This is a genomic window from Roseibium sediminis (assembly GCF_008711325.1).
Classification (GTDB): domain Bacteria; phylum Pseudomonadota; class Alphaproteobacteria; order Rhizobiales; family Stappiaceae; genus Roseibium; species Roseibium sediminis.
The window spans coordinates 71,591-84,959 of sequence record NZ_VXDB01000015.1; the positions used below are offsets into that span (position 1 = coordinate 71,591).

A 13,369-nucleotide genomic window follows, 5' to 3' on the forward strand; every position below is an offset into this window, starting at 1 on the left:
GCCACAAAATTGCTCAAAAAAAATACCACATGCAATGATGGGGCGTGGCGGTTGGAATTCCTTTCCGCTAAGCACTTCCCACGACAGCAGGTTTTGCGTACAACCTCAGGCGCTGGCCGAATTGGTGCGGGCGGTCTGCGGTTAGGAGCGTTATTGTGAGAGTGAAGGACAGACGATTGACTGGCGATCGGAACCGGGGACTTGGATCTGTCCTGAAAATCATGGCTCTGGCCATCCCTCTTGGACTTGCAGCTTGCTCCGCGACGAAGGATGCGGACGACTTTGCTCTGGATGATACGCCGCCGGAGGTTCTCTACAATGAGGGCCTTGCACTGCGCGCTCAGGGCAAGTTGAAGGACGCGGACGCAAAATTCACCCAGCTGGACAAGCTTTATCCCTATTCCGAGTACGCCAAGAAGTCCCTCGTGAACATGGCGTATATCAACTACAGCCGTGGCAAGTACACGGAAGCCATCAATGCCAGCCAGCGGTTCCTGACGCTTTATCCGGGCAGTGATGATGCCGCCTATGCACTCTACATCATCGGCCAGAGCTACTTCCGTCAGATGCCGGACATTACCCGTGATCAGGCTGTTACCGAAAAGGCTGCTTCTGCCTTTGCCGAATTGCTGCAACGCTATCCCGACAGCGAATACGCTCCTGATGCGGAAACCAAGCTGATTGCGGTTCAGGACCAGCTTGCCGGCAAGGAAATGCAGATTGGCCGCTTCTATCTCAAGAAGCGCAATTACGTGGCCGGGATCAACCGCTTCAAGACCGTGGTCCTGACCTATCAGACGACCCGCCACGTGGAAGAGGCGCTGTTCCGCCTGACGGAAGCCTATTACGCTCTTGGTGTTGTCAACGAAGCGCAGACCGCAGCGGCTGTTCTTGGGCACAATTTCCCGGACACTCAGTGGTACAAGGACGCATATTCTCTGTTGAATGCCGGGGGCTACCAGCCCTCTGAGGATTCCGGTAGCTGGATCAGCAAGGCGTTCAAGGATATTAAGGTCTTCTGATCCGCCTCCCTTGCCGGAATCGCGGACCCCGAAAAACCTTCCGGAGCACGATCCATGCTCGTCACGCTGGCCATTCGCGACATTGTCCTGATTGACCGCCTCGATCTTGAATTCTCTGATGGCATGTCCGTGCTTACCGGTGAAACGGGTGCGGGCAAGTCCATCCTGCTGGACTCCCTGTCGCTTGCTCTTGGCGGGCGCGGAGATGCCGATCTCGTGCGCCATGGTGAGAAGCAGGGGCAGGTAACCGCCGTCTTTGACGTGCCGATGGCCCATCCGGTCCGGGTGCTCTTGTCCGACAATGATATTCCCGACGATGGTGACGTGATCCTGCGGCGCATTCAGGCAGCCGATGGCCGGACCCGTGCCTTCATCAATGACCAGCCGGTCAGTGCTACCTTGATGCGACAGGCTGGCAACCTTCTCGTCGAAATTCACGGACAGCACGATGATCGGGCCTTGGTCGATCCAGAGTCCCACCGCGAGCTTGTCGACCTGTTTGGCGGCCTGCTGGGCGACGTTGAGGATGTGGCAGCTGCCTATTCTGCCTACAGGGCGGCCGAAAAGGCTGTGCGCGATCATGAGGCACGGATCGAAAACGCCCGCAAGGAAGCCGATTATCTGAAGGCCTCGGTGGATGAGCTTTCCAGACTCGCTCCCAAACAGGGCGAGGAAGACGAGCTTGCCGAACGCCGTGCGACAATGATGCAGGTGGAGAAGATCGCCGGAGACCTCAATGAGGCCTTCGAAACGCTGAACGGCAATGCGTCCCCAATTCCCGAACTTGCCAGCCTGTTGCGCCGGATGGAACGCAAGGCAGATCAGGCGCCGAACCTGCTGAACGCGCCCGTAGCGGCTCTGGCCAGCGCGCTGGATCAGCTCGAAGAGGCCCGCGGGGGGCTGGAGAATGCGATTCGGGAAACCGACTTCGACCCCCGCGAGCTGGAAAGCGTCGAGGAAAGACTGTTTGCCCTTCGAGCTGCTTCGCGGAAATTCTCTATGCCGGTAGAAGAGCTGGCCGAGCTTTGCGCCCGCATGGCATCCGACCTTGCAGATCTTGATGCGGGTGAGGACAAGCTTGCCGCGCTTCATGAAGCCGCCCGCAAGGCGCGGGCAACCTATGACGCGAAGGCCAAGGCGCTCTCTGCCAAACGTGAGGCTGCTGCTCGGTCTCTGGAGGCCACGGTTGCGGCGGAGCTGCCGGAACTGAAGCTTGAGCGAGCCAAGTTCATTGTCGAGATGACCAGCCGGCCGGATGCACCGGGACGCAGCGGCATCGACGAGCTGGAATTCCATGTCCAGACCAACCCGGGCACCAAACCGGGGCCGATGATGAAAGTGGCATCGGGCGGCGAGCTGTCCCGCTTCCTGCTGGCGCTCAAGGTGGCGCTTGCGGACAAGGGATCGGCACCGACGCTGGTTTTCGACGAAATCGACACGGGCGTTGGTGGTGCGGTTGCCGAGGCAATCGGTGTGCGCCTTGCCAAACTCGCCACGGCGCTGCAGGTTCTCACAGTGACCCATGCCCCGCAGGTGGCGGCGCGTGCTGCCGGGCATTTCCTGATCGCCAAGGAAGAAACGGCGCCTGAGCGCATGGCCACGCGGGTCAAGCGGATCGATGAGGACCACCGCAGCGAGGAAATTGCCCGCATGCTCGCTGGAAGCACCATCACCGACGAGGCGCGGGCGGCAGCCAGAAAACTCATCACGGAAGCCGCTTCCTGACCTTTCCCCGCTCGCCGCATTGGCTTATCTGTTTATCTCAAGACCCCTGACGACTCCCTGTCTGTGGTCCGGACTTCGTTTATTTGCAGGCCCTCCATGACCGATACCGATACGCGCGCTTCCCTTGCTGCCATTGCCGTTGATGCCTTGACCATCGAGGAGGCGCAGGCAGAGCTGGAACGGCTGGCGGGCGAGATTGCCGAGCATGACCGGCGCTATCACGGGGAAGACGCGCCGACGATTTCGGATGCGGACTATGACGCCTTGCGCCGCCGCAACAATGAGATCGAGGCGCGCTATCCGGAGCTGGTTCGTGCCGACAGCCCGTCTGCGAATGTTGGTGCCGCACCGCTGGAGACATTTTCGAAGATCGAGCACCGCGTGCCGATGCTTTCGCTCGACAATGCCTTTACCGATGAGGACGTGCGGGATTTTGTCGGCCGTGTGCGCCGCTTCCTGAAATTCGATCCGCTGATGGGTGCTCTGGCCGTCACCGCCGAGCCCAAGATTGACGGCCTTTCCCTGTCGCTGCGCTATGAAAAAGGTCAGCTGATCTATGCTGCGACGCGCGGCGACGGCACGACCGGCGAAAATGTGACTGCCAATGCCAGGACGATCTCGGACATTCCTCACACGCTGAAGGGCGATGTGCCGGAGGTCGTCGAAATTCGCGGCGAAGTCTATATGGCTCATGCGGATTTTCAGGCGCTCAACCAGCGCATGGAGGCCAATGGCGGCAAGGTGTTTGCCAACCCGCGTAATGCGGCAGCCGGCTCCTTGCGGCAGTTGAATTCGGAGATCACGGCATCCCGGCCCCTGAAATTCTTCGCCTATGCCTGGGGCGACATGAGCAAACTGCCTTCCGAGACGCAGATGGGCATGGTCGAGCAAATGGCTGTCTGGGGCTTCCAGATCAATCCGCTGATGAAGCGCTGCGAGACGGTCGAGGACTTGCTAGCCGTCTATCACGGCATTGAGGAAGACCGGGCAACGCTTGGCTATGACATTGACGGGGTGGTCTACAAGGTTGATCGGCTGGATCTGCAGCAGCGGCTCGGCTTCGTATCGCGGTCCCCTCGCTGGGCCATTGCGCACAAGTTCCCGGCTGAGAAGGCCTATACGATCCTCAATGATATCGAAATTCAGGTTGGCCGTACCGGGGCGCTGACTCCCGTTGCCAAATTGGAGCCGGTGACGGTTGGTGGTGTGGTTGTTTCCAATGCCACCTTGCACAACGAGGATTATATCAAGGGCATTGGTCAGGACGGCGAGCCGATCCGTGGCGGCAAGGATCTGCGGATTGGCGATACGGTCCAGATCCAGCGGGCAGGGGACGTGATCCCGCAGATCGTCGATGTGGATCTGGACAAGCGGAAGGAGGGTGCAGTGGCCTTTGACTTTCCGACTGCCTGTCCGGCCTGCGGCAGCCATGCCGTGCGCGAGGAAAACCCGAAGACCGGCAGGCTTGACGCCGTGCGCCGCTGTACCGGTGCGCTGATCTGCCCGGCGCAGGCGACTGAGCGTCTGAAGCATTTTGTTTCCCGCAATGCCTTTGACATTGAAGGTTTCGGCGACAAACAGGTGGATGCCTTTTATGCCGATGATCTGGTCAAGACGGCGGCCGACATCTTCACGCTGGAAGAGCGGGACAAGCAATCGCTGACCAAGCTGCGCAATCGCGAGGGCTGGGGGGCGGTCTCGGCCAAGAACCTCTTTGAAGCGATCAACGCCAAGCGGAACATTGATCTGCACCGCCTGATCTTCGGCCTCGGCATTCGCCATGTTGGCGAAGGGAACGCCAAGCTTCTGGCTCGCGCTTACGGTTCGTGGCAGGCGTTTTACGAGGCGATGGTGAAGGCGCATGACAAGGACGGCGAAGCCTGGGAAGACCTCAATGCCATCGACGGCATTGGCCACATCGTTGCCGATGCGGTGACAGAGTTCTTTGCAGAAGAACATAACCGCGAGCAACTGGACGCCCTTTTGGCGCAAATCACGCCAAAGCAAGTCGAAAAGATTGATGCCTCAGGATCACCGGTGGCGGGCAAGACGGTTGTCTTCACCGGTTCCCTTGAGCGCATGACTCGGGATGAAGCCAAGGCAATGGCAGAGCGCCTCGGAGCAAAAGTGTCCGGTTCGGTCTCCAAGAAGACCGACCTTCTTGTCGCCGGCCCCGGCGCTGGCTCAAAACTCAAGAAGGCAGAAGAACTCCAGATCGAAGTGATCACCGAGGACGGTTGGTTCGAGTTGGTTGGCGCATAGGACATTGTGATTGGCAATTCCGTCAGGTGCTGAAGTTTTCCCGCAAAAACTCTCAGTTCCGCCTCGTTCTTCGCACATTTGTTGCTATATTGTTCTCCTGAGTGAAAACTGGACTGGCAGACGAGCATGACAGACCCGAACGGGTTCAACGAGTTTCCGCAGGCAAATTATGCGGCTGATGTTCCCGCGTCATCGGGTGGCGGGATTGCTGCACGGGCGATGGCTGCGCGGCGGGCGCCGACCTATCTGGACGGGCTCAATCCGGAACAGCGCCTTGCCGTGGAAACAATCGAGGGGCCGGTGCTGGTTCTTGCCGGAGCGGGGACGGGCAAGACCCGCGTTCTGACCACCCGAATTGCGCATATTCTGGCAACGGGCAACGCGCGCCCGTCTGAAATTCTGGCGGTGACATTCACCAACAAGGCCGCCCGCGAGATGAAGGAGCGGATATCCAAATTCATCGGTGGCAATGTGGAGGGGATGGCCTGGCTCGGGACGTTCCATTCCATCTGCGTGAAGATCCTGCGCAAGCATGCCGAGCTTGTTGGCCTGAAATCCGGCTTTTCCATTCTCGATACCGACGACCAGATCCGCCTGATCAAACAGATCATTCAGGCCGAGGGGCTGGACGACAAGCGCTGGACGCCTCGTGGTTTCGCCTCGCTGATTGACGGCTGGAAGAACCGGGCGCTGACGCCCGCTGAAGTTCCGGAAGGCGAAGTCAGGGGCTTTGGTAATGGCAAGGGCCGCAAGCTCTATCAGGAGTATCAGGACCGTTTGTCAATCCTGAACGCCGCGGATTTCGGCGATCTTCTCCTGCATGTCATCACCTTGTTCAAGACGCAGCCGGAAGTGTTGAAAGACTATCAGCGCCGCTTCCGTTTCATGCTGGTGGACGAGTATCAGGACACCAATATTGCCCAGTATCTGTGGCTGCGGTTGCTGGCACAGGGCAATGCGAATGTTTGCTGCGTGGGCGATGACGATCAGTCGATCTATGGCTGGCGCGGGGCGGAGGTCGACAACATCCTGCGCTTCGAACATGACTTTCAGGGCGCGACGGTCATTCGTCTGGAGCGGAACTATCGCTCGACCAGCCACATTCTGGCAGCGGCCTCCCATCTGATCGCCCACAACGAAGGGCGGCTGGGCAAGACGCTCTTCACCGACTTTCACGAGCCGGATCACGATCTGGTCTCGGTTGCCTCCGTCTGGGATTCTGAAGAAGAAGCGCGGACGATTGGAGACGAAATCGAGGGGCTGCAATCGAGGGGGCATTCTCTCAACGAGATGGCGATCCTCGTGCGCGCCTCGTTCCAGATGCGCGAGTTCGAAGATCGTTTCGTGACTCTGGGCCTCAACTACCGCGTCATCGGCGGACCGCGCTTTTATGAACGGATGGAAATTCGCGATGCGCTGGCTTACTTCCGCTGCGTGGTGCAACCGGCCGATGATCTGGCCTTTGAGCGGATCGTCAACACGCCCAAGCGCGGCCTTGGGGACGCCAGCCTGAAACTGGTGCATGGGTTGGCCCGGGCCAATCGTATTCCCCTTATGCAGGCAGCAGACCAGCTTTGTCAGACGGAAGAGTTGAAGCCCAAGGCACGCAATACCTTGCGGCAGGTTCTGACCGATTTCGAGCGCTGGCGCGACATGCTGGCCACCATGAAGCATACAGAACTTGCCGAGATCATTCTGGACGAGAGCGGCTATACGGAAATGTGGCGCAAGGACCGCTCAGCCGAAGCGCCGGGGCGTCTCGACAACCTCAAGGAACTGATCCGCTCCATGGAAGAGTTTGAATCCATGGCCGGGTTCCTCGAGCATATCTCGCTGGTGATGGACCGTGATACGGCTGAGAGCAACGATGCGGTTTCCATCATGACGCTGCATTCTGCCAAGGGACTGGAATTTGATACGGTCTTCCTGCCCGGTTGGGAGGAAGGGCTCTTCCCGCATCAACGCTCGCTGGATGAGAGCGGTCGGGCCGGCCTCGAAGAAGAGCGCCGCCTTGCCTATGTAGGCATCACCCGGGCAAAGAAGCGGGCGAAGCTGTATTTTGCCTCAAACCGCCGTATTCACGGTCAGTGGCAGAACTCCATTCCCTCGCGCTTTCTGGACGAGTTGCCACCGGAGCACGTAGAAATCGCCGAGGCGTCATCCAACTATGGTGGGTATGGCGGAGGCGGGTATGGTGCCTCTCGCTTTGACCGCAGCGATTCCTTCGAACGGGGCAGCTATTCCACCCCCGGCTGGCAACGGGCCCAGCGGGCACGCTCTTCCTCGTCAGACAGTTACGGTCAGGATCTCAGGTCCTCCCGCTCAAAGCGACAGGGCCCCATGATGATCGAAGGCGAACTGGTGGCAAAATCCGTCAGCGAAACGCCTTCCGCCTTTTCCCTTGGCGAGCGGGTGTTCCATATCAAGTTCGGCTATGGCGCAATTGCGTCAATCGAAGGCAACAAGCTGACCATCGATTTTGAAAAGGCCGGGCGGAAAAAGGTCATCGACAGCTTCGTTGAGCGGCATTAGTGCACTTCTCGCATTCGTTGAATCACTCGAAGTGCTCTAAATATTTGATTTGCGCACTTCCTGACGGCGAACCGGTATCCACTTCGCCTGGAAATGCTCTTGCTGCAAAGTGCCGACCTCAGGCGTTTGACGACAACTTCATCAGGCAGACACCGGCGATGATAAGCCCTGCTGCGGTGATCCTGCCTGCCGTTGCCGGTTCGCCAAACCAGACCAGTCCGACGATAAACGCCCCGAACGCGCCAATGCCTGTCCAGACCGTGTAGGCCGTACCGAGGGGCAGGGTGCGCATGGAAAGCGCGAGAAACCAGACGCTGGCTATCATGGCCAGAACGGCCAGACCACCCAAGATCTTGTTTTCAAAGCCATTTGCCAGCTTGAGCAACGCGGCCCAGACGATTTCCAGAATACCTGCAAGGAATAAAAAGAGCCAGGACATGAGACCTCCTTGTCCGGGCCGTCCCGCTTGGTTCTGCCGGTCTCGTGACCCAAGCAGCGAAGGTCGTCCTTCAATACGGCCTTTATAGTAATTGGGCGATGCTGCTTTCAAGTGGCGAAGTTGTTTCGATGAAGCGTGTGAATGGGCAGCCAAACGGCAGGGAATGCGGGGAAACTGCCTCTTTTTGGTGTTTTTCTATTTGCTTCAATCTTGAGTTTAATCAATTCGTAAAACAGGATGATGATGTTTGGATGAAAGTTCTACTGCGGAAGGTTTTCATGAAGATGTTGTCCGTGAACAATTGCACGCTCCTTGGATTTGTTTCTCTTGGTGCAATCCTTGCGTCATCCGCTCCGTCAGCGGCCTCATGCGCGGTACTTGGTGCAGGAACTTATCTTGCCGGTGGGGCGGTCAGCGTTCCTCCCTCTCACATGTCTCCTTCGAGAACTTATTGTCTTACCTCGCGGGCAGAGTTCACTTTCCCAAATGCCGGTCCAATTCCATCGGATGGCTTGCTGGAAGTTTATTCGCCGGTGTTTTTCGATCTCAATCGAGCAGGCGGGCGTGTTCACTCCTTCGTGTTTGTAAACAACACCATTGAGGGGTCTGCTACGCCAAATACACCGTTTTTGCGCACGCATGTCACACCGGGGACGACATCACTTGGCGCGATGTATATCAATCTATTCGACACTACGATTGGAGAAAACCGCTCAATTTCTCTGGTCCAGGAATCAGGAAATACCCAATTTCAGAATGTCTATTTTGCCAGTCTGAAGTCCGGAACAACGCTTGCATACAAGAAGCTGACGATTTCAAATCCAAGCCTTCTCGCTATCGGGCAGTACAATATTATCGGTCAGGATTTTTACACACCGGTCAATGTCCATCTCGAAGACAGCTCGGTTACAGGAGCAAGGGTGGTAGGTGTGCAGGCGGGATCAACCCTCGACCTGAAAAATACAACCATAAATACCCAGTTCTTCTCCTTGACCGGCACCTTGTCAGGAAATGGTACGATCAATGGCAAGTCGGGCGGAAGCGATGTGAATTTTCTTTCTGCAAACGGCGCGACGTTTCGGCCCGGAAACTCCATCGGCACGCTCACCATCAATGGAAACCTTTCGTTACAGGGGGCGACCAATCTTGTCAGTGAGCTCGATCCCGGCGCCGGGCAGAATGCGGATTTGCTGTCCGTCAGCGGGAACGTCACAGGCGCAAGCAAACTGACTGTCACTCTCGAAAAGGACAGCGGCTATGCTGGTGGAACCGGGGCCGCTGAGATTACGGCGTTTACAGGTGCGAACTACACGGTCGTGACCGCAGGGAGCATCGATAGTGACGGTGTCACGCTGGCCGAGGGCGCTTCACTCAATGCACATCTGACCCCGCGGTTGGTCGGCAGTCCTAGCGGCACAGGAAACATTGTCGTCACCTTTGACGATAACTCTCCCACACCGACCCATTTGCCAAGCAAAGTCCAGACGCTTCATCCGTCCAAGGTCGCGACCACGTCGACGCCGGCGGTGACATTGACGTCGTCGGTTGCCGCTACCCATCATGCGACTGTCGTCAATGGCACAACCGGCGGCTCGGGTGGCGGCGGTCAGATTCTGGCAAACGGCCAAACGCTCAGCACTGCATTTCTGTCCCTCACGAATGCCAACCTGCTGCAATTGAACGAGGTTCATGCAGAACCTTATTCCTCCAATCTGACGGTTGCTTTGGAACAGGCCGATCATGTCGCGTCGACCGTGATGAACCGCATTTCAGGCAGCCCGAACGTCCTTGAGGACAACCTGGTTGTTCGCGATGCGCAAGGGCGTGCAATCTGGCTTGATGTGTCCGGTGTCCTCGGGAATGTGGAGGGCAAGGACGGGCTCGGAAACTTCGGCTATCAGTTGGCAAACGTAATGGCCGGTGCGGACATTCTCGCCAGTGAAGCAGGTAGCATCGGGGCCTTTGCCGGCTATGGCTATCACCGAATGACGGAACACGATCATGTTGATCAGAGCTTTTCTGCTCATGCAGGCTACGCCGGTCTCTACGGAACGTTCTTTTCCGGAGCATGGAATTTCTCTGGTGCCGCCGGATACTCCTACGCTGCGAATTCTTCGTCCCGAAACAATCCGGATGTAGGCTTGTTCACGGGCGGCAAGGCGGAAGCGGATTTCGGCTCCCATACGGCGTTTGTGTCAGCAAAAGCGGGCTATGCATTTGGCGCGACGGAAACGCTGGTCTTGAATCCATTTGTCGCCGCTTCCTATGCGCATATCTGGCAGGACGCGGTCAGGGAAACCGGCGGGGGCGACTTCAATTATCGCATCAATTCGGCAACAGCTGATGCCCTTATGACCGGACTGGGCCTTGAGATGTCGTCACAGGTTTATCAGGACGAGGTCACATCAGTCCGCATGCAGGGGTTTTTGCGCTATGACCATGATTGGAGTGCCTCGCGCGCGTCTGCCCATGAAGTGACAGCCGTTTCGCATCTTTTCGGCAGTTTTACCCAGGCTGGCCAGAACAGAGGTAGCCATTCCCTGTCTGCCGGTTTCGGGTTTTCGGGCAGGGCACTGGACAATCGCCTGAATTGGCGGGCAGGCCTTGCTGGTTCAATTCACGAGCATGGTGAGGAAATCGGGGCTGGGGCGCAAATAAGTTGGCGGTTTTGATATCAGGTTTGATTTGCGGATTAGTGTGCAGAGACAGGTTGTGACTTGTTACACAGCTCATGCGGCGGGGTGATTTTGGCTCACATGGCTGCATTTTTTGAATTTTTTTTAAGGCGAACTTGGCTCAATTTTTGATTGTGGTAACCCACCTACGTGAGTAGTGCAACCATGGCGAGTCTTCGGCGTGTATTGTTCAATTAAAAAATACAGTAAGTTAACATATTGAGATTGAATGATAAAAATATGATCTGAAAAATTGAGTTACAGTTTCCTGCTTCCGGAAGTCGTTCACTTTCAATTATTGCCATTAATTAATTCATAATCAGAAGTTGTTTTTCGGAAATTACTGTCCTGACAGAGTGGTTCTGAAACCCTGAGTTGCTTCAACTGGTACATTTGTCTGTATAATTATGGTTAATGACGAAGGTCGTACGAAAGTTATTTGATGTTGGAGCTATTGGGAACGGGGCGGAACCGCTTGTCTGTTGACACAAGCAAACATGTGCTGATTGTCGAGGATGACGACGAAATTGGCGCGTTGATCAAGCGGCACCTGCAGGACAACGACATCCAGTCCACCGTGGTTCAAACCGGTGAGGACATGGACCGGATCCTTGATACCTCCCATGTTGATCTCGTGATTCTGGATCTCATGCTGCCGGGCGAGGACGGTATCAGCATCTGTCGGCGTCTGCGGTCTGCGGGACCAATTCCAATCATCATCGTTTCAGCGAAGGGTGATGACTTTGATCGGGTCATCGGCCTTGAGGTCGGGGCGGATGATTATCTTCCCAAGCCTTTCAATCCGCGTGAACTCATCGCCCGTGTAAGGGCCATGCTCCGCCGGATGGAACTGGGGGCCGGTGTTTTCAAACCGGTTCAGAACAATCTTGAATTCGAAGGTTGGAAGATCGATGCGCGAAGGCGGGTTTTGAAGAATCCCGACGGAGCGATTGTCGCGCTGACACCGGGAGAGTTTGACCTTTTGCAGGTCCTCTGTGAGCGGCACGGGCGTGTTTTAAGCCGGGAACAGCTCATTGATCTTACCCAAGGCAAGGTTGGCGTTCTGAATGGGCGCAATATCGACATCCTTGTGAGCCGTGTGCGGGCCAAGCTTGAAGCGGCAGGGGCCGAATATGCCTTTATCAGGACTGTTCGTTCCGGCGGCTATGAATTTGTTGCCAGAACGGTAGCAAGTGCCTGAAGCATCGCGGCAAGGGCTGCTGCGGCGATTGGTGCCGAAAGGCCTCGCAGCTCAGCTCATTGTGCTCATTGTGCTCGTTCTGGGCGGTGTATCAGCCGTTTTTGCCCTGACGATCCTCGTCACAGGCGGACAGAACCGCGCAGACAGCTCTGCGTCCATAGCTTTCAAGCATGTGATGGTCATCCATGAACTTGAGAAAATGCCCGCCGAGTCCAGAGCAGCTTTGATTGCCCATTACAATCGGACAGACCCTGAGCTCATCCTGAAGTTGCTTGATGAGAGGCCGGTGGAACTTGAAACTGTTTCTCCTCACCATAGGCCAAGGTTTTGGCCGTTTCAGCCGAGCGAGCTGGTCGACGGCATCGCATTGACAGGCGCGTACCCAATGTTGAACGCAGAGGGGCGGCCAACCTATCCGGTATTGGTATTTCGGTTGAGTGACGGTCAACTGGTTCAGGCTTCTCTGGGAGGCGTCGATGCCAAGCTGCATGGGCAGATGCCGCACCACAAACCGCCTCATCCTCATCCGCACCCGGATTTTGGGTCCCCATTCCTCATACCGGTACTGGTTGCCCTGTTTACGATCGGTGCGTTGTCGATCTGGTCTGTGCGCACCGTCATTCGCCCCTTGTCGGATCTTGCGAAGGCGGCGACGACCTTCGGCCAGACGTCTATCGATCCGGTCCCCCTTGATGAGAGCGGCCCTTCGGAAGTTCGGGCGGCTGTCGCCGCCTTCAACCGGATGCAGGCCCGGATCAACCAGATCCTGCATCAGCGGACAAGAACACTTGCGGCGATTGGTCATGACCTGAAAACGCCTCTTACGCGTTTGCGGCTGCGGCTGGATTTGGTGGAAGACGAGGATATCCGTCAACGCAGTCTGGCGGATCTTGAACATATGGAGAGCCAGCTTGAAAGCGCGCTCAACTATCTGAGGCAAGGCGCCAGCGCGGAACCCCGTGTGCGCATTGATCTGGCCAGCCTTTTGACCAGCCTTGCTGATCAGTATGAAGGCACGGGCATCGAGTTCCGCTTGTCCCTTCAGCGTGGCGTCTCCATTTTCGGGCGCTATTCGGAGATGGTGCGGGCGTTTTCCAACCTGATCGACAACGCTCGAAAATACGCAGGATCGCCGCTGGAAATCCGGAATTTCAAGTCTCAGGATCAGTTCATCGTCGAGTTTGCCGATCACGGCCCGGGAATAGCGGCGTCAGATCGGCAAAGAATGCTGGAACCGTTTGAGCGCGGCGATGCGGCGCGAACAATGGAGCATGGACAGGGCTTCGGTTTGGGGCTGTCCACTGCGATGGCGATCATCGAAAGCCATGGCGGTGACCTTCAGCTGCTGGAGACCGAGGGCGGAGGACTGACAGTTCGCATTTGCCTTCCAGCGAAGGGCTGACCGGCGAGGAATATCGCACGATTTTCCCTGAAACGGGGTTCTAGGCACTGGCCCCGGCGAACGGGGAGCTGTATACGCGCTAGATCGAAAATCCCAACCGTGTTGCGAGCC

Annotated in this window: 8 protein-coding genes; 7 read left to right on the forward strand and 1 reads right to left on the reverse strand. The window is 57.0% G+C overall.

Translation table 11 applies throughout. The annotated features are described in order from the left end of the window. The first annotated feature begins 221 nt into the window (after positions 1–221). The 4 genes from F0155_RS15560 (at position 222) to F0155_RS15575 (ending at position 7,541) form a co-directional block, all read left to right on the forward strand. Complete coding sequence (locus F0155_RS15560) at positions 222–1,022, forward strand: outer membrane protein assembly factor BamD (protein ID WP_150525520.1); 801 nt, start codon at positions 222–224, stop codon at positions 1,020–1,022. Between the two features lie 54 nt (positions 1,023–1,076). Further along, on the forward strand, positions 1,077–2,747 hold the full coding sequence (gene recN / locus F0155_RS15565) for a DNA repair protein RecN (RefSeq protein ID WP_150525458.1): 1,671 nt from the start codon (positions 1,077–1,079) through the stop codon (positions 2,745–2,747). 96 nt (positions 2,748–2,843) lie between these two features. Further along, complete coding sequence (gene ligA, locus F0155_RS15570; protein ID WP_150525459.1) at positions 2,844–5,009, forward strand: NAD-dependent DNA ligase LigA; 2,166 nt, start codon at positions 2,844–2,846, stop codon at positions 5,007–5,009. 126 nt (positions 5,010–5,135) lie between these two features. Continuing rightward, on the forward strand, positions 5,136–7,541 hold the full coding sequence (locus F0155_RS15575; RefSeq protein WP_150525460.1) for an ATP-dependent helicase: 2,406 nt from the start codon (positions 5,136–5,138) through the stop codon (positions 7,539–7,541). Positions 7,542–7,659: 118 nt separating this feature from the next. Here the strand turns inward: F0155_RS15575 and F0155_RS15580 are convergent, their stop codons facing one another. Next, positions 7,660–7,980, reverse strand: coding sequence for a DMT family transporter (locus F0155_RS15580; protein WP_150525461.1), 321 nt, complete (start codon positions 7,978–7,980; stop codon positions 7,660–7,662). A gap of 278 nt (positions 7,981–8,258) precedes the next feature. Here F0155_RS15580 and F0155_RS15585 point away from each other — a divergent pair, with 278 nt between their 5' ends. The 3 genes from F0155_RS15585 (at position 8,259) to F0155_RS15595 (ending at position 13,258) form a co-directional block, all read left to right on the forward strand. Next, a complete protein-coding gene (locus tag F0155_RS15585; RefSeq protein WP_161599819.1) occupies positions 8,259–10,652 on the forward strand; it encodes an autotransporter family protein in 2,394 nt (797 codons plus the stop codon). A 478-nt stretch (positions 10,653–11,130) separates the two neighbouring features. Beyond that, positions 11,131–11,856, forward strand: coding sequence for a response regulator (locus F0155_RS15590; protein ID WP_204934495.1), 726 nt, complete (start codon positions 11,131–11,133; stop codon positions 11,854–11,856). After that, entirely contained in the window at positions 11,849–13,258 is a 1,410-nt protein-coding gene (locus F0155_RS15595; RefSeq protein WP_150525464.1) for an ATP-binding protein, read from the forward strand. The genes F0155_RS15590 and F0155_RS15595 overlap by 8 nt, the downstream gene beginning before the upstream one ends. Positions 13,259–13,369: the final 111 nt, after the last annotated feature.